The organism is Candidatus Limnocylindrales bacterium, from assembly GCA_035571835.1.
Classification (GTDB): domain Bacteria; phylum Desulfobacterota; class Binatia; order UBA1149; family CAITLU01; genus DATNBU01.
The window spans coordinates 21,033-37,853 of sequence record DATNBU010000016.1 but is presented as its reverse complement, the minus strand read 5'-3'; the positions used below and the strand labels follow the sequence as shown (position 1 = coordinate 37,853).

At 65.5% G+C, this 16,821-nt stretch carries 16 protein-coding genes; 5 read left to right on the top strand and 11 right to left on the bottom strand.

Annotation, left to right across the window (positions count from 1 at the left end; all coding sequences use genetic code 11):
* Window positions 1–264: 264 nt before the first annotated feature.
* Window positions 265–1,137, bottom strand: a complete 873-nt coding sequence (locus tag VN634_06685) for an alpha/beta hydrolase (protein HXC50547.1) — start codon at window positions 1,135–1,137, stop codon at window positions 265–267.
* A gap of 9 nt (window positions 1,138–1,146) precedes the next feature.
* Here VN634_06685 and VN634_06680 point away from each other — a divergent pair, with 9 nt between their 5' ends.
* Window positions 1,147–1,290, top strand: a complete 144-nt coding sequence (locus VN634_06680) for a hypothetical protein (protein HXC50546.1) — start codon at window positions 1,147–1,149, stop codon at window positions 1,288–1,290.
* Between the two features lie 54 nt (window positions 1,291–1,344).
* Here VN634_06680 and VN634_06675 read toward each other — a convergent pair whose 3' ends face one another.
* Window positions 1,345–2,118, bottom strand: a complete 774-nt coding sequence (locus VN634_06675; protein ID HXC50545.1) for an exodeoxyribonuclease III — start codon at window positions 2,116–2,118, stop codon at window positions 1,345–1,347.
* 68 nt (window positions 2,119–2,186) lie between these two features.
* Here VN634_06675 and VN634_06670 point away from each other — a divergent pair, with 68 nt between their 5' ends.
* Window positions 2,187–3,191, top strand: a complete 1,005-nt coding sequence (locus tag VN634_06670) for a hypothetical protein (GenBank protein ID HXC50544.1) — start codon at window positions 2,187–2,189, stop codon at window positions 3,189–3,191.
* A 59-nt stretch (window positions 3,192–3,250) separates the two neighbouring features.
* Here the strand turns inward: VN634_06670 and VN634_06665 are convergent, their stop codons facing one another.
* The 5 genes from VN634_06665 to VN634_06645 form a co-directional block, all read right to left on the bottom strand.
* Window positions 3,251–4,036 (bottom strand): enoyl-CoA hydratase-related protein, encoded by a 786-nt coding sequence (locus tag VN634_06665; protein HXC50543.1) that lies wholly within the window; start codon window positions 4,034–4,036, stop codon window positions 3,251–3,253.
* A gap of 153 nt (window positions 4,037–4,189) precedes the next feature.
* Window positions 4,190–4,957, bottom strand: a complete 768-nt coding sequence (locus tag VN634_06660) for a prepilin peptidase (GenBank protein HXC50542.1) — start codon at window positions 4,955–4,957, stop codon at window positions 4,190–4,192.
* A gap of 206 nt (window positions 4,958–5,163) precedes the next feature.
* A complete protein-coding gene (locus VN634_06655; protein ID HXC50541.1) occupies window positions 5,164–5,679 on the bottom strand; it encodes a type II secretion system protein in 516 nt (171 codons plus the stop codon).
* Window positions 5,676–6,833, bottom strand: a complete 1,158-nt coding sequence (locus tag VN634_06650) for a type II secretion system F family protein (protein ID HXC50540.1) — start codon at window positions 6,831–6,833, stop codon at window positions 5,676–5,678. Before VN634_06650 ends, VN634_06655 begins: the two co-directional genes overlap by 4 nt.
* Window positions 6,830–8,035 (bottom strand): GspE/PulE family protein, encoded by a 1,206-nt coding sequence (locus VN634_06645; protein ID HXC50539.1) that lies wholly within the window; start codon window positions 8,033–8,035, stop codon window positions 6,830–6,832. The genes VN634_06650 and VN634_06645 overlap by 4 nt, the downstream gene beginning before the upstream one ends.
* Window positions 8,036–8,239: 204 nt before the next feature.
* Between VN634_06645 and VN634_06640 the strand changes: the two genes are divergently transcribed.
* A complete protein-coding gene (locus VN634_06640) occupies window positions 8,240–10,564 on the top strand; it encodes a PAS domain S-box protein (protein ID HXC50538.1) in 2,325 nt (774 codons plus the stop codon).
* Window positions 10,565–10,629: 65 nt separating this feature from the next.
* Here VN634_06640 and VN634_06635 read toward each other — a convergent pair whose 3' ends face one another.
* From VN634_06635 to VN634_06625, 3 genes are all read right to left on the bottom strand, one after another.
* On the bottom strand, window positions 10,630–11,409 hold the full coding sequence (locus VN634_06635) for an EcsC family protein (GenBank protein HXC50537.1): 780 nt from the start codon (window positions 11,407–11,409) through the stop codon (window positions 10,630–10,632).
* Entirely contained in the window at window positions 11,406–11,861 is a 456-nt protein-coding gene (locus tag VN634_06630) for a protein tyrosine phosphatase family protein (protein ID HXC50536.1), read from the bottom strand. The genes VN634_06635 and VN634_06630 overlap by 4 nt, the downstream gene beginning before the upstream one ends.
* A 263-nt stretch (window positions 11,862–12,124) precedes the next feature.
* Window positions 12,125–13,450 carry a sorbosone dehydrogenase family protein gene (locus tag VN634_06625; GenBank protein HXC50535.1) on the bottom strand — a complete coding sequence of 442 codons (1,326 nt, stop codon included), beginning with the start codon at window positions 13,448–13,450 and terminating at the stop codon, window positions 12,125–12,127.
* Between the two features lie 268 nt (window positions 13,451–13,718).
* Between VN634_06625 and VN634_06620 the strand changes: the two genes are divergently transcribed.
* Complete coding sequence (locus VN634_06620; protein HXC50534.1) at window positions 13,719–14,960, top strand: acyl-CoA dehydrogenase family protein; 1,242 nt, start codon at window positions 13,719–13,721, stop codon at window positions 14,958–14,960.
* Window positions 14,961–14,963: 3 nt separating this feature from the next.
* Window positions 14,964–15,989 (top strand): adenylate/guanylate cyclase domain-containing protein, encoded by a 1,026-nt coding sequence (locus VN634_06615; protein ID HXC50533.1) that lies wholly within the window; start codon window positions 14,964–14,966, stop codon window positions 15,987–15,989.
* On the opposite strand, the gene VN634_06610 is transcribed toward VN634_06615, so the two are convergent.
* Window positions 15,952–16,737 (bottom strand): sterol desaturase family protein, encoded by a 786-nt coding sequence (locus tag VN634_06610; protein ID HXC50532.1) that lies wholly within the window; start codon window positions 16,735–16,737, stop codon window positions 15,952–15,954. The genes VN634_06615 and VN634_06610 overlap by 38 nt on opposite strands.
* Window positions 16,738–16,821: the final 84 nt, after the last annotated feature.

Genomic DNA, 16,821 nt, shown 5'->3' with positions numbered 1-16,821 from the left:
GTCTGCGATTCCCTCTTGGAATGCGTCGCGCTCAGCGTGACTCGCCCTCGTGTACATCGCCGAGAAATAGTGGACGGCTTTGTCGTCGCAGTCGCGCGGATCATAGGACGCGACCCAGGAGACGAGCGGCTGCAGCAGGAATATGACGGCCAGCGGGGCCAGCAGGACGGAGATGTATTTCGAGCGATTCAGATCAAAGCCCGCGCGCGCATTTTTCTACGATGATGGCGCAGTATGGACAAGAGACTTGTTGCGACGTCTGGCTCAGGGCGTCGGTGCCACATGCGCGACATACGCTCCGACGGCTTGATTCCAGGTCTCGGGCGCGCCGCGCTCCAGAGATTGGTGCTTCAGGCCGGGAAATACGACGAGCTGCGACGACCTCGGGAGCTTCGCTAAAACCGCCTGCGCCTGTTCCAGCGTCGCTCGCGGGTCGGCCTCGCCGTGAAGCATGAGGACCGGCACACGAACCGCCGCTGCGTAGTCCGCGGGATTGTGCTGCCAGCACGGGAAACCCATCTGTACCCCGCCCCAGAACCCCAACGCTTCCGAGAACGGAAACGCCGGCAGTCCCATCGAATGGAAGCGGTTTCGCACGGCGTTGAGCATCGTGTCGTAGACGGATTCGATAACGACGCCCGACACCGGCAACTCGTGAGTCGCCAGCGACCGGAGAACGGATACTGCTCCCATCGACGCGCCGAAAAGAATGACTGGAGAATGCGGTGCCAGGTTCGACCGTAGATAAGCCACAGCGGCCGCGACATCCTCCGCTTCAAGGAAACCGATCGATGTGTAGGTACCCGCGGAGCCGCCATGGCCGCGGTGGTCGACGAGGAACGTGTCGCACCCGAGCCGGCGAAATGCTTCCGCCTCGTCGAGAAGCTCGGACTTCGAGCCGCCGTAGCCATGGAATAGAACGACTGCCGCCCGAGCGTTCGCAGCAGGAACCCACCAAGCCTCGATGTTCAATCCGTCCGTTGTCTGTAAGTGGTGAGTCGTAAACGCGTCGGCCGGCGTTCGGGTGTTCACGGGTCGTGGCAGATTGATTCCTGTTACGAGCAGAGCGCCCTTCTCGGACCACGACAGCTCCTCTGGTGGCTTCGTGCGCACCCCGGCGCTGGCGAAGTGCAGCATCGACCATGCATGAATGAACGCGAGAATGTTGAAGCCAATCAATGCCACGAGGCCGGCGGCAAGAAGGATCGTGAGGTGGGCTCGATAGGCTGGCAAGCTCGTTACTTCTACCTGGCGATCTGCATGCAGCGCAGCGCAAGTCGCACCGTGTGAAAGGGACCCTTCGGCTCCGTCGCCATCGCCGACATTCCCCGCGGAATGTTCGTGCTACGCCGACACATCGACGTCGAAGCTCGCACGAACAGGAACATGGTCGGACGGCCGCTGCCAGTCGCGCGTCTCACGATCGTGCACGACGTCGGCCAGCCGCGCGGCCAGCGCTTCGGTCGCGAAAAGGTAATCGAGACGCATGCCGTAGTTGCGACGCGGCGCCCACGGCGCCATCGGGAACCAGCTGAAGTGTCCGCCATCCGCCGTCTTGCGGCGAAAGCAGTCGACGAGCCGGCCGCTGACGAGAGCTCGGAATGCGAGATCCTCCGGACGGTTCGGATGCACGTCAGGCGCGGTGATCATCGACGGTGACGCGTAGTCGCGCGCGTCGAAGCAGATGTTGAAATCGCCGGCGAGAACATCCGGCGCTGCGCCGTCGAAGCGGGCGATGTGATCCCGGCGCAGACCCTCGAGAAATCCACTCTTGCCGATCGCCATTCGCGTCGGCACGTACACGGTATCGATCCACAACGATCCGATGCGGCACAGCAGCCTGCGACCGGGCGCGCGCTTTTCGACGAACGAGTCGATCCCGGACACGGTCTCGTCGATTGGATACGTGCTGGCGACGGCTACGCCCGCGTAGCCGCCGGCGCCGGTCGACGCGACGTGATAGCCGGCGGCCTCGAATGCACTCTGAGGAAACGCCGCGGCGCCGATTCGCGTTTCCTGAAGGCACAGAACGTGCGGCCGGTACGTCTCGAGATAGTGCAGCACGAGCGGCAGGCGTGCGCGAAGGGAGTTGACGTTCCAGGTGGATATCGTGATCACGGTACCATGCGTCAGATGCGCGTCGCCTCCGTAGAGGCTTCGACGGGCGCGAGCAAAAGGAGAAGCTCATGCGAACAGGACGGGACGTCTTACTCCAGGCGGCGCTGCTTTTCTCGCTGGGCGCCGTGCCGGCGCGCGCGGCGGACAGCGTCGTCCTGTATGCGAATGACTTCGAGTCGCCGAACAAGACGCCGGCCATCAACTGCGGGAATTCTCTCGATACCCGCCCGATCAACGAGATCTACGGCACGTCGTCGTTCGTATTTCACCAGGTCTTTACCGTCGAGACCGTCTTTCATCACGACTCGATCCCCATCTACAGCAATCCGGAGGAAACCGGCGGCGACTATTCGATCGGGATGCTTTCGACTGCACAGAACGATCGTCTCGGGCTGACGTTCGACCGGAATGGACACAAGTTTCTCAATGTCGCGATGAACATTTCGTCGATCGACGTCAGCGGCTGCGGCGGGCCGTTCGGCGTGGCGGCGCCGATCCTTTCGATCTTGCTTCTCGACAGTCCGGGCGGTGCGTTCGATTTCGGCCAGACCGTGCTCGACACCGACACGATCACCGGTGAAGCGGCCCCGGATCAGTGGACGTTCCACTGGGTGTTCCGGACGGCATCGCTCGACGCAACCAACGCGACCGACAATCACGTATCGCTGGTTTTCGATCTGACCCAGAGCGGATATGCGACGTTCGACGATCTTTCGATCGTCGCATCCGACGATCCGGATGTCGTCGATGAGGATCTCGACGGCGTGCCGGACGACATCGACAACTGCACGTCGGCCGTCAACCCCGGCCAAGAGGATTTTGACGGGGATGCAACCGGCGAGGCGTGCCAGTGCGACGGCCGGTGCGGCGATCCGGTGCCTGCCGTGGGCAAAGTCAGCGCGTCCGATGCTCTTCTGATCCTGCGAGCCGCGGTCGCACTGGTCGGCTGCCCGCTCTGCATCTGCGACGTCAATCACTCGAAGACCATTCTTGCGTCCGATGCGCTCGCCGATCTGCGCTCGGCAGTCGGCCTGCCGATCGCGCTCGACTGCAGCGGACTTGGAGCGCCGTGAGCGTATGCTCGCGTGGGTTTGCGACGCCGGCCGAGTGACAAGCCGCGCGTTTGAGCCGCCTAGCGCCCCTTCCAGTTCGGCTTGCGCTTCTCGGCAAACGCGCGAGGCCCTTCGACGAAGTCCTCCGACTTGAACAGCTTGCGGATCGCCGGATATTCGCGGCGCGACGCTTCTTCGAGCGGATGGCCGAGGCTTTCGAGCGCAACTTCTTTGGTCGTGCGCACCGACAGCGGCGCGCAGGCCGCGATCTCGTTCGCCCACGCCAGAGCGCGCTCCATCAGCTGTGCCGGCTCGACGATCTCCTGCGCGATGCCGAGACGGAACGCTTCCTGCGCGTCCACGTGGCGCCCGGTCAGCATCATTCCCATCGCATTCTTGAGGCCGATCTGGCGCGGAAGACGGTGGATGCCGCCGGCGAGCGCGGCAAGGCCGACACGCGGCTCGGGCAGTCCGAAGCGCGCGTTCGACGACGCAAGGATGATGTCGCACGCGAGAGCGATCTCGAACCCGCCGCCGAGCGCGACGCCGTTGACGGCCGCGATCACCGGCTTGAACATGTCGAAGCGATTGGTCAGGCCGCCGAAGCCCCGCGGAGGAATCTCGAGCTTGCCCTGGTTCTCGGCCGTCCACTTGAGATCGTTGCCGGCGGAAAACGCCTTCTCTCCGGCGCCCGTCACGATCGCGACCCACTGGTCGTCGTTCTCGGCGAAATCGTCGAACGCATCGCCCATCTCGCGGTTGGCCGCCGGATGCAGCGAGTTGAACGACTCGGGACGGTTGATCGTCACGATCAGCACGCGGTCCTTCGTCTCGGTCTTGATGAATTCGTAGTTCCTGGTGGTCACGGCGTCTCCCTTTCCACGATCGATGCGCTTGCCTTGCGGATGACCGCTGCGCGCTGTTCCTCAGCGCTCGCTGCGCGAGTCATCAGCGCACGCGTGCGGTCGTCCGTGGCTGTAGCCGCCGAAACCGTCCGGGGCAAATGCCCTTGTGGAGGATCAGAACAGCGGCGGGCGGTCGAGCCACAGCTCGATCAGATGCGGACCGGCGAACATGTAGACGAGCGATCCGAACGCGAGGAACGGCCCGAACGGAAGCTCGAGGTCGAACTTGCGCCCGCCGACGAGCATCGTCGCAAGCCCGTAGAACGAACCGACGATCGCGCCGGCGAACAGGCTGAACAGCGTCGCTTCCCAGCCTAAAAGCCCGCCGATCATCGCGAGCAGCTTGACGTCGCCGAAGCCCATACCTTCGCGGTGGCGGACTTTCTCGTAGGTCCAGGCGAATGCCCACAGCCCGCCGCCGCCTGCGAGGATTCCGATCAGCGAATCGGCAACGGTGATGTGCCCGACAGCGAGCGCAAGAAAAGGAGACGCTGCAATCGACGGATATGTGATTCTGTCGAGGATCAGGAAGTGGTCTATGTCGATGAACGTGATGACGATCATCGCGGACGCAATCGCCATCTCGAGCGCAAGGTGCGCCGGCGGCAGGTCCTGAGCCGCGATGAGCCCGAACAGAACGCCGGTCAGCAGCTCGACCAGAGGATAGCGCTTCGAAATCGGAGCGGTGCAGATCCGGCAGCGGCCGCCGAGCATGACGAAGCTCACGACCGGGATGTTGTCGCGCCACGTGATGCGCGAGTCGCACTGCCGGCAGTGCGACCGCGGCGTGACGATCGACTCCTCCAGCGGCAGCCGCACGATCACGACGTTGAGGAAGCTGCCGATGACGAGGCCGAGCAGCGCAGCAACAAGTATCGTCATGACATCATCGAAGGAGTTCGCGGCGGCCCCACGGCCCCGGCGCAGCCGTCATCCTAACCGGAACCATCTCTCAATTCTCGAAAAGCGCTGCGGAATTCCGGAACAGGCACGGTTTTCTCGCCGAAAGCCATGCCTGTCCCATCGCGATTCGGTGGTCCGATCCCTGACGCATCCGTCGCCGATCCGTTGGCTCTTTCCCGGATTCGTCAGTGCGGCGTCGACGTCAGCGGCGGGTCGGCGCTGCTGTCCCAGCGGAAATCGCGCGAACCGGCGGGATGCGTGGCGGTTGCGACGAATCCCGTCTCGTTCGCGGACTCGAGCGCGACCTCGACGCCTTCGGAGGCCACGAAGCCTTTGAGCGACGCGGTATCGTCCGCGTACGCCGGCGACGTCGCGCGATACAGCTCCTCGGCGGCCGCGAGGTTTCTCAGATCCTGCTGCGAGCGCGAGTCATACGCCGCGGCGCGGAACTCGGCGAAACGCGGCAGCGCGGCCGCGATCAGGATGCCGAGGATCGCGACCACGACGAGCAGCTCGAGAAGACTGAAGCCGCGCGCGTCGCCCGGCGGCTTGACGGCCTGCGGGCGGACCGTGAGCCGCAGACGCGGCCGCTTCGAGCCGCCGGTTCTCGACGGCTTCGGCGCAGAAGCCGACGAGGCGGCATCGGCGCCGGCAATCGAATTGTCGCGGCGACGCAGAAAAACTCTTTCCCTTTCGTTCATGGCGTTCCTCCAAGCAGAAGCGATGCCGATCCCAGCATCGGTTGATAGACGGCAAGCACACCGCCGCCGACGGCGATCGCCATCGCAATGACGGCGACCGGCTCGGCGAGCCGGCAGATCCTTGCGAGCGCGCGCTCGGCGGCCGTGCCTTCGAGCGTAGCGAGCCGGCGAAAAGCTTCGGCATAGCTGCCGGTCGCTTCGGCGATCTCGAGCAGAGGAGCCGCATCGCCGCTCCCGTCGAGCGATGCTCCGGTCCATGCGACGCTGAGCGGGACGCCGTGGCGAAGAGCCCGCAGCGCATCGCCGATGCGTGCGGCAACGACGCGATTCGGTGCGGCCCGTGACGCGAGGATCAGCGCCTCCTCGGCCTCGCATCCGGAGTCCAGCAGCACGGCGAGCAGCGCGCAGGTCTCGTGCGCCGCACGCGGCAGTGCGAGCGTCCGAAAAAACGGCGCATCGACGGCGATGCGATCGCAGACGCGCGCAAACGCGGCGCTTTTCCGGCGGGTGGCAACCAGGGCTGCGACTGACCCGAATACGACGAGCATCACGGGTGCGCCCCACGCGCGCACTGCGCTGCCGAATTCGAGCAGCGTGCGCGTGGCGAACGGCAGCTCGTGCCCGCTGTAGAGCGTCGTGAACGACGGCAGCACGACGAGCGACAGGAAGCAGAGTGCGCCGAGAGCTCCCGCGAACAGGATGCACGGATATGCGAGTGCGGATGCTATGCGGCGCCGGCCGCCGGCTTCGCGCTCCATGCGTTCACCGAGCAGCGCGAGCGCATGCGGTGTCGATCCGCCGCGCTCGCCGGCGCGCACCACGGCAATCTCGGCTTCGGTAAACGGCATTCCTTGTGCGCCCATCGCGGCCGAGAGCGACGTGCCGCGATGAACCGCCCTGTAGAGATCGCCGAGCAGCCGGCTTCCGGCTGTTCCTGAAGCTCTCGCCGCGGACTTCGCCGAGGATGCGATGGCGTCACCCGTGGACACTCCGGCGGCGGTCAGCGCGGCGAGGCGCGAGATCGCGGCGCAGGCATCGCGCCGGGTGATCGCGCCCGACGCCGACAGCCATCGAAGCCGTCGCCGGACAGCACGCCGCCGCGCGCCGTGCCGGCGCCGCGACGTTGCGAGCGGCACCGCCGGCCGGCCGCTCATCGCAAATCTCCACTGTCGCCGGCCACGCCGCCTTCGATCGGATGCGGGCAGTGCGTCAGCACTTCTTCGAGCGTCGTGCTGCCGTCGATGACATGCGCGAGGCCGGCGGCACCGAGGCTTCCGGCGGCGAACGGTGCCGGCGCGTCGTCGATGGTCGATGCCGTCTCGAAAAGCGCGACGCGGCCGCGGTATCCGCTGCCGTGGCACGTGGCGCAGCCTAGCGCCGCCGGCAGCGCGCGCGGTGCGCGAAGACCGGCGCGGGCAAACCACAGCGCTGCATCCTCCGTTGCCGGTGATGCTCCGGCGCACTCCGCGCAGAGCCTCCGCACCAGACGCTGCGCGACGACGAGCGCAACCGTCGCGCGCACGAGATAGTCGGCCACTCCGATCTCCGGCAGCCGCACCAGTGCTTCGCGCGCATGCGAAGCGTGCAGGCTCGACAGCACCAGGTGCCCGGTCAGCGCCGCGCGGCACGCGATGCGTGCGCTGTCGTCGTCGCGGATCTCGCCGACCATCAGCACGTCGGGGTCCTGGCGCAGCAGCGCGCGCAGCACCACGGCGAACGTGCGGCCGACTTCTTCGTCGACGGCAACCTGCGAGACGCCCGGGATGTCGAACTCGACCGGATCCTCGACGCTCGCGAGCGAACGCGAGCTGCTGCGAAGATGGACCAGCGCTGCATGAAGCGTCGTCGATTTTCCGCTGCCGGTCGGACCGACGACGAGGACGAGCCCGTTCGGTCTCGCCAGAGCCTGCGATACGCGCGCAAGCTCGACGTCGTTCATGCCGAGGGTATCGAGCGCGGGAGCCGCACCAGGATGGCGCAGCAGCCGCAGCGCGATCTTTTCGCCGCGAGCGACGGGAAGGAATGCGGCACGGATGTCGATGCGTTCCTTCGCGGCCTGCCACGTGAACCGCCCGTCCTGCGGCAGCCGCCGCTCGGCGAGATCGACGCGTGCCAGCAGACGGATCCGCGTCAGCACGGCCGGCACGAGCGCGGCGGGCGGAGGATCGAGATCGCGCAGGTGACCGTCGACGCGCACGCGAACGCGAAGCCCGTCGCGATCGGGCTCCAGATGAAGGTCCGAAGCGCCTGCGTCGATGGCTGCGGTGATCAGCGCGGCGAGCCGCCGCACGGCCGGGGAGCCGCCTTCATCGGCGGTCCGCCCGGTGCGGATGTCTGTCCATTTCGTCGAAGGCACGCAGGAACGCTACGAAAAGAATCCGCGTCACCGCAACGACGCGGATGTGATGTTCGGCGGGCATCCGCAGGGAAGCGGCTATCGGCGCGTCGCCGGCTTCGGGCGGTCGCTTCGATACGCTGCCCCCTTACTGGCATCGGGGCGGTCGGACGGTCACACTGGCCGGGCGCAGGGGGACCATTGGCGGGAGTCAGGAAAGCAGTCGTGCCGGGTGGAAACGGGACGGGGCCGAAGCAGCGAGCTTCGGCCGCCGATTCGCGTCGCGTGGAAGACGAGCTGCGCAGGTCGCAGCAGCGCTACGAGCACCTCGTTTCTTCGATCGACGGCATCGTGTGGGAAGCCGATGCGACGACCTTCGAGTTCTCGTACGTCAGCCCGCAGGCCGAACGGCTGCTCGGCTATCCGTGCACCCGATGGACCGGGGAGCCGCAATTCTGGGCGGAGCACATCCATCCCGACGATCGTTCCTGGGCGGTGCACCTTTGCCGCCGCGCCACGCTCGACCGGCAGAATCACGACTTCGAGTACCGCATGCTCGCCGCCGACGGTCGCACCGTCTGGCTGCACGACATCGTCACCGTGGTCGCGCTCGAAGACGGCTCCTACCTGCTGCGCGGCATCATGGTCGACATCACCAGCCGCAAGGAAAAGGAAAGCGAGCTGCAGAGCGCCGAAGAGCGCTATCGAACGCTCGTCGAGAACCTGAACGACATCGTATTCTCGACCAATACCGACGGCATCCTCACGTACATCAGCCCCCAGATCACGCGGATCAGCACGTACACGCTCGACGAGCTGACGGGTCGCCCCTTCATCGATTTCATTCATCCGGCCGACGTCGACAACGTGCTCGAAGGCCTGCCGGCCGTGTTCGGCGGCACGCCCGACCCGCGCGAGTTTCGCGTCGTGGACAAGAGCGGAGCCATCGTATGGATGCGCGCGTCGAGCCGGCCGCGCTTTGAGAACGGCGAGCTCGCGGGCCTTACCGGGATCCTGACCGACGTCACCGGTCGCAAGCTCGCAGAAGAACAGCTCGGGAAGTCCGAAGAGCGTTTCCGGCACTTCGTCGAGAACCTGCACGACGTCGTCTACGCGCTCGACCGAATGGGCAACTTCCTTTACGTGAGCCCGGCCATCGTGCAGATCTCCATGTATACGCCGGAGGAGCTGATCGGCCGGTCGTTTACCGAGTTCGTCCATCCCGACGACCTGCCGCAGATCGCCGAGAAGTTCGGCCTGATCCTGACCGGCTCCAACGCGCAGCTCGAGTATCGCGTGTTCGACAAGGACGGAGTCGAGCGCTGGGTTCACGCATCGGTGGCGCCGACGATCGAAGAAGGCGAAATCATCGGCGTGACCGGCGTCTTCAGCGAAATCACCGCGAGGAAACGCACGCTCGAGGCGCTCTACGAAAGCGAAGCGCGCTACCGCGAGCTGGTCGAGATGTCGCCCGACTCGATCGTCGTGCACCAGGACGGCCGGATCGTGTTCGCCAACGAAGCGTCGCTGCGGCTGGCCGGTGCGAGAGCTGCGGCCGACCTGCTCGGGCGCGGCGCCCTCGAGCTCGTGCATCCGTCGAGCCGCAAGCTCGCGATCGAGCGCATCCGCGGGATGATCGAGGAAGGCAAGCCCGCCGCGCGCGTCGAGGAGACGTTCCTGCGGCTCGACGGCACCACGATCGACGTCGAAGTCATGGCGAGCCCGGTCCTGTTTCACGGACGGCAGTCGATCCAGGTGATCATCCACGACGTGACCGAGCGCAGGCGCGTGCAGGAAGAGATCAAGCGCATGAACGAGGCGCTCGAGCAGCGCGTGCGCGACCGCACCGCCGAGCTCGTCATCGCCAATCGTGAGCTCGAAGCGTTCAGCTACTCGGTCTCGCACGATCTGCGCGCGCCGCTTCGGGTCATCGAAGGCTTCGCGCGGATGTTCCTCGAGGAGTACGACCATTCGCTCGACGACCAGGGGCGCGCTTACCTCGAGAAGATCCATTCGACGAGTGCGCGCATGGATCGGCTGATCCACGACCTGCTCGCGTTCTCGCGCATGTCGCGTGCATCGATGACCGTCGAGCGAGTCGACCTGAGCGAGATCGCGCGCGGCATCGCCGGTGACCTCGCCCAGGAACGGCCCCGGCGCGACGCGACGTTCACGATCGCCGACGGGCTCGTCGTCGACGGCGACCGCGCGCTGCTGACGATCGTCATGGAAAACCTGCTCGGCAATGCGTGGAAATACAGTGGGCGCCGCGCCACGGCCCACATCGAGTTCGGAATCGAGAAGAACGGAAGCGAAACCGTCTACTTCGTGCGCGACGACGGCGTCGGCTTCGACATGCGGTTCGTCGGCAAGCTGTTCCGTCCGTTCCAGCGCCTGCATGCGATCGGCGACTTCGAGGGCACCGGCATCGGTCTCGCGACCGTCCAGCGCATCGTCGAGCGCCACGGCGGACGCGTGTGGGCCGAGAGCGAGATGGAAAAGAGCGCGACGTTCCGGTTCACGCTTGCCGAGTCCGCTGCATCCGTCTGACCGACTGGTCGACTTCGATTGACGTTAACCCCGATCACCGGAACGTCCGTTCCGATGCGGAAACATCAATGCACCCGCATGTACGCGAGCCGCACCTCTTCCGGCCCGTACGCCCTTTCCAGCCGCCGCACGATGAAATGCCCGCGCGCCATGTCCTGGAAATGGTCGATGAACAGCGTGTTGAACAGCGCGCCGCCGGCCGCGCCGACGACCGGAATCGACTGCGCGAGGATCTTCTCCGACACTGGAACGCCGAAGCGAGTGGCCACCTGCGACAGGAACCGTACGACCGACGGCGCGGCGGCCCCGGTGATGCCGCGGCCCGCAAGATGCTCGGCCGCATCGGTCAGCGCCTTGGTCAGCGCAAGCCGGACCGCGAAATATGCCGATTCGCTGGCATCGTCGCCCGCCAGCTTGCCGCCGAGCGCAAACACCTCGATGCAGGAAAGCTTGGACTCCGACGTCTTGATCGGCTCGCCTTCGCTGCGCGCGATGTCGGCGATCGAGCGCAGCATGATCGTCGTCGACAGCGGCAGCTCGACGGCAAGCGCGGGCAGGCCGAACATCCCGCCTGCCGCTCCTGTGAGCGCGACCGCGAGCTTGTGACCCCAGTCGATGGAGTCGCGGCGCCGGTCATCCATCGACGACACGGCGAACGACAGCGCCGCATCCAGCGATTTTCGCGCAGCCGTCGAGATCACCGCGCTCGCGCCCGCAGGCAGCGCGCCGATGCCCATCTCGATCGGACGTCCGAGCGCTCCGGCAAGCCTTGCCGCAAGGCTCGGATGCTCGAGCAGGTTCTTCGCGTAACGAAGATCGTCGAGGTCGCCGCTCGCGAGCGTCATGCGTCGATGAGCTCCTGGCGGCACGTTGCGAGGAATTGCGCCCACGTATCGTTGAGCGGCCAGAGCTTGCGTGCGTGCTCGTCTCCGCGCTCGCGCGACCAGCCGAGCTTCATCTCGCCGTAGATCGCCATGAAGCTGGTGACGCGATAGTTCGCGGCGCAGTGCACGAGGATCTTCGCGTCGCCGCATTCTTCCATCGCGGCGAGAAACTGGCGGAAATCGTCCACGGTCGGATTGTCGAACTGGACGGGAATGTGGTGATAGCGAAGGCCGAGAGAGCGGGCGAGGCCCGCTTCGTCGGCAAGGCAGTAGCGCGGATCGAGGAGGCCGAGATTGACGACGGCGGTGTAGCCGCTCGCCGCCAGGTCGCGCAGCTCGCCCTCGTTCGGCTGGCCGGCGGTTCCGATGCGATCGTCAATCGGGAGAAAGTTGGCAATGGTTTCGACGGGCATGACGTTCCTTCCTTAGCACCTGCTCGGACCGTACGACCAGTGGTTCACCGGACGGGCACGAACTCGGCTACCCGTTCGAGGTCGCCGAGCTCGCCGCGCGTCTCAGTTGCGGAACAACTGTTCGATCCTCGGGCGTCGTTCTCCAGTGAAATGTCGAGCGACGATAACTCCGCGAAGCGAGCCGTTCCAGCCGCCTGCGGTTACCGGAAGCATTATGGCAGCGATTGCCTGTTCGATGGCGGAATCATCCCGCGCGGCACGTCTCAAGTTCTGGCATTGGCGGTTACGCGCCAGACCGTGTTGCCGACATCGTCCGCAACCAGCAATCCGCCATGACGATCGATGGCTACGCCGACGGGCCGGCCGAACGCCTTGCCGTCCGCGCTGACGAATCCGGTGAGCACGTCGACGGGCATGCCCGACGGTTTTCCATGCGAGAATGGAACGAAGATCACCTTGTATCCGGCACGCGGCTCGCGGTTCCACGATCCGTGCTGGCCGATGAAGACGCCGCTTCCGAAGCGCGCGGCGAGCGGACCGGGCTGCATGAACGCGAGGCCGAGTGACGCCGTATGGTTGCCGAGCGCGTAGTCCGGCACGACGGCCGTCGCGACCAGATCCGGACGCATCGGCTTCACACGGGCATCGACGTGCGCGCCGTAGTAACTGTACGGCCATCCGTAGAATGCACCGTCGCGGACCGCGGTCATGTAGTCCGGAACGAGGTCGCTGCCGAGCTCGTCACGCTCGTTGACGGCGGCCCAGAGCGCTCCCGTCTCCGGCTCCCACCCGAGACCGTTCGCGTTGCGCAGGCCGGAGGCGAAGATGCGATGCGCGCCGGTCGCAAGATCGATTTCCCAGATCGCCGCACGCTCGGCTTCCTTGTCGATTCCGTTCTCCGCTGCGTTGCTGTTGGACCCGACTGTCACGTACAGCTTCTTGTGGTCGGGGCTCGCGATCACGTTCTTGGTCCAGTGATGATTGAGCGGCCCGCCCGGGAGATTTGCGATCCGGACGCCAGGCCCCTGGATCGACATGTCACCCGGCGAATAGTGATAACGCATCAGTGCGTCGGTGTTCGCGACGTAGAAGTCGTTCCCGATGAGCTCCATGCCGAATGGAGAGTTCAGACCCTTCAGAAACAACGATCGCGTCTCGACGGCGCCGTCGCCGCCGGCATCGCGGAGCAGCGTGATCCGGTTCGCGCTCGGCTGATCCGATCCGGCCTGCTTCATCATCGTATGCATCAGCGATTTCTTGACGCCCTTCTCGTCGTCCGGGCGCGGCGGGCCGTCGGTTTCCGCGACCAGCACGTCGCCGTTCGGAAGCACGTACAGCCAGCGCGGATGCTGAAGATCCTTTGCGAACGGACTCACGGTGGTTTCGGGAGCCGCCGTCGGCCGCGCGCCAACGGACCATCCGACCGCGGTTACGACATTCGTGGTCGGAAACAGCGACTTGTGCGGCGGCGGCAGCGTCGGCGTCGGCCCGAAGCCCGCCGACTCCGGAAGTCTTGCGTGGTCACCGCATCCCGCGGCTGTGAGCACGCACAGGGCCACAGCGATCAGGCTGGTCGTGGAGAAGCGCATGCGGGCGACCTCCTTTGTCCGGGTTCACGTTGGAATCTTGCGGTTCCGACGTCTCGCGAGCCACGGGTTTTCGAATGTCGCTCGAATCGATCCCCAGACAGGCAATTTTGACCGCGGATGGGTTGGCCTCGACTCGGTAGCGCCCGCGTGTAGTCTCGCCCGCCGCCGCAGTTTTCGGCCGGGTGATTGCGAATCGGAAAATCGGGGTCAGACACCGATTTCCGGAAATCGGTGTCTGACCCCGATTTTTCCGAAGGAGGACCAGCAGGTGATCCAGTGGAGTGAGCAGCATCAGATGATGCGCGATGCGATCCGTCGCTTCATCGAGGCCGAGATCGTCCCGCACATCGAGGAGTTCGAGCACGGCGACACGCCTCCGTACGACGTGCTGCGCAAGATGTTCCGCTCGTTCGGCATCGACCAGGTGGCGCGCGAACGCTTCCGCAGCCAGATCCTGCGCGAAAAGCGCGTGGCGAACGGCGAGCTTCCGGCAGTAGCCGCCGAGCCGAAAGAACCTCAAACCGGCGCCGAAGCGGCCGATCGCGTGGCGATGCAGATCATCCCGACGATGGAGCTGTGCCGTTACTGCCCGGGAATGGTCACGGCGATGGGAGTGAGCGTAGGTCTCACTTCGGCGGCGATCATGTCGAAGGGCACCATCGCGCAGAAGGAACGCTGGGCGCTCGACCTGCTGACGCTCGACAAGATCGGCTCGTGGGCAATCACCGAGCCCGGCTCCGGCTCGGACGCATTCGGCGGAATGAAGTCGACGGCCCGGCGCGACGGCGACGGATACATCCTCAACGGCAGCAAGACGTTCATCACCAACGGACCTTACGCGGATACGATCGTGTTCATCTGCCGTCTCGACGAAGGCAATCCGCCGGCCGAACGCAAGGTACTGACGTTCGTGCTCGAACGCGGCACGCCCGGCCTCGACCAGTCGAAACCGGTCCGGAAGATGGGCATGCATTCGTCACCGACCGGAGACCTTTTCCTGTCGGACGTTCGCGTCGGGCGTGACCAGCTTCTCGGCGAGACCGAAAACGTCACGTCGCGAGCCGGCGCGAAGGATACGTTTTCGACCGAGCGTACGGGCGTCGCCGCGATGGCGCTGGGAATGGTCGAGGAGTGCCTGCGGCTGTCGATCGAATACGCACGCACGCGCGTCGCATTCGGCCGCCCGATCGGAGAGTTCCAGCTCATTCAGCTCAAGCTCGCCAAAATGGAAGTCGCGCGCATGAACATCCAGAACATGGTGTTCCGGCAGATCGAGCTTGCCGCCGCGGGCGTCCGCCCGACTTTCGCCGAAGCGTCCGCGATGAAGCTCTATTCGGCACAGTCGGCGATGGAGGTCTGTCTGGAAGCCGTGCAGCTTCACGGCGGCAACGGGTACATGTCGGAGTATCGCGTGGAGCAGCTCTGCCGCGACGCGAAGGTGCTCCAGATCTACGCGGGCACCGACGAGATCCAGGTCTCGCAGATCGCGCGCAGCCTGCTCGCCGTATAGCTGGTGGGCACGCGCACATCGGACATCTCGAGCGCGGTCGGCAACCTGCTGCTCGGAAAGCTCGAGCTTGCCGGCAGCGAGGTTCCGCCGCTCGCCAGCGTGACCGGCGATCATGCGCGCCGATTCTGGCAGGCGCTCGGGCTTCCATCGGTGCCGCCGTCGGAGAAGGTCTACACGCGGCGCGACGTCGAAGCGCTTCGCTTCACGGCCAGCCTCATCAATGGAGAGCCGTCGGGCGGCGTCGGTCCGGATCGCGAGATGCTGCTGCAGATGACGCGCGCCACCGGCCAGGCGCTGTCGCGTGTCGCGCACATGCACGTGCTGTCGATTTCCGACGAGATCGCCGCGATCACGCGCGATGCGGCGCTCTCGAACAACGAGGCGGCCGACCGGATCGCTGCGCTCGCCGAAGCTCTCGTGCGCGGATACGAGCCGTTTCTCGGCTACATCTGGCGCCGGCATCTGTTCGCGTCGATCTCGCAGATCGTGGCGGGCGCTTCCGGCCAGATGGGCCGGGCAGAATCGACGACCGTCGGTTTCGCGGATCTCGTCGGTTACACGGCGATCACGCTCAAGCTTTCCGATCACGAGATCGTCGACATCGTCGACCGCTTCGAGAAGATCGCGTACCAGGAAATTCCCGAGCGTGGCGGGCGCGTGATCAAGACGCTCGGCGACGAAGTCATGTTCAGCAACTCGAATCCGCATGCTGCCGCCGCGACGGCGCTCGCGCTTGCTGCCGCGTGCAGCGCCGACCCGGTGCTGCCCGATGTGCGCGTCGGCCTCGCGGCTGGTCCAATGCTGGCATGGGAAGGCGACTTCTACGGACCCACCGTCAACCTTGCGAGTCGTCTCGGCGGCATCGCGACGCCGGGTACCGTGATCGTCTCGGATGATTTCGCGGACAAGCTCGCCGATGACGAGGCATTCACGCTGATCGAGATCCGCGGCGTCAAGCTCAAGGGCATCGGCAAGACCAAGCCGTGGGTACTCAGGCCGCGGACGCCTGCGAAGCCGGGCCGGCGCTGAACGGCATCGCGAGCAGCTGCGTCGCCGACGCATTCGCCGCGTCTTCGGCATCGTCCAGGCCGTACGCGAGGCCGAACGCGCGATCGGTCGGCGTGAACGTGCCGAGCAGGCGATCGTGGATCGAAAGAATGTTGCCGTAGTTGGAGTCGGTCTCCGCCTGGATGCGCGAGTGATGCACCTTGTGCATGTTCGGAGTGACCCACAGGCGCGAGATCCACATGTCGGCGGCCGGGCGCACGCGGATGTTCGCATGCTCCAGCGCCGCGTTGGCGACCGACAGCGCGCGGTAGACCACGATCGCAGCCGCCGGGATTCCGAGCAGGCGGATCGGCACCAGCAGGAACGCGTAACGCCAGAGGCCTTCGACCGGGTGCGTGCGGTATGTCGTGGTCACATCCACGAACGCATCGGCGTGATGGACGCGATGAAATTTCCACAGGAACGGCGATGCATGCATCAGCCGGTGCGCGAGATAGCCGTACGCGAAATCGAGCACGACGATGCCGAGGACAGTTTGCGCTGCGAGCGGAAGTCCGGAAGCGGACAGCAGGCCGGTATTCTGCGGACTGGCGGCGCTCGAGGCTGCGGCGGAGATCAGACCCCAATTAAAGACGAGCGTTACCACTGTCATTCCGAGGTTGGCGCGTCGGCGCCTTGCTCCGTGGTTCGGCGCCATCGCCAGTGGAATCGCGAGCTCTGCGGCCGTCAGAATGCCGAGCAGGACGACGATGAAAGCAGAATTGGTCACGAACTCTCGGAGACTCATGACCGCATAACGACGGCCGGAAGCGGATTGTTACACGGGCTGCTTCGTTTCGCGGCGCCGGCATCG

What these genes read in the sequence shown, in the direction of transcription:
- VN634_06685 (HXC50547.1), bottom strand. Translation starts at nt 1,137, where the DNA reads ATGCTGCACTTCGCCAGCGCCGGGGTGCGCACGAAGCCACCAGAGGAG.
- VN634_06680 (HXC50546.1), top strand. Translation starts at nt 1,147, where the DNA reads ATGAATGAACGCGAGAATGTTGAAGCCAATCAATGCCACGAGGCCGGC.
- VN634_06670 (HXC50544.1), top strand. Translation starts at nt 2,187, where the DNA reads ATGCGAACAGGACGGGACGTCTTACTCCAGGCGGCGCTGCTTTTCTCG.
- VN634_06660 (HXC50542.1), bottom strand. Translation starts at nt 4,957, where the DNA reads ATGACGATACTTGTTGCTGCGCTGCTCGGCCTCGTCATCGGCAGCTTC.
- VN634_06655 (HXC50541.1), bottom strand. Translation starts at nt 5,679, where the DNA reads ATGAACGAAAGGGAAAGAGTTTTTCTGCGTCGCCGCGACAATTCGATT.
- VN634_06650 (HXC50540.1), bottom strand. Translation starts at nt 6,833, where the DNA reads ATGAGCGGCCGGCCGGCGGTGCCGCTCGCAACGTCGCGGCGCCGGCAC.
- VN634_06635 (HXC50537.1), bottom strand. Translation starts at nt 11,409, where the DNA reads ATGACGCTCGCGAGCGGCGACCTCGACGATCTTCGTTACGCGAAGAAC.
- VN634_06630 (HXC50536.1), bottom strand. Translation starts at nt 11,861, where the DNA reads ATGCCCGTCGAAACCATTGCCAACTTTCTCCCGATTGACGATCGCATC.
- VN634_06625 (HXC50535.1), bottom strand. Translation starts at nt 13,450, where the DNA reads ATGCGCTTCTCCACGACCAGCCTGATCGCTGTGGCCCTGTGCGTGCTC.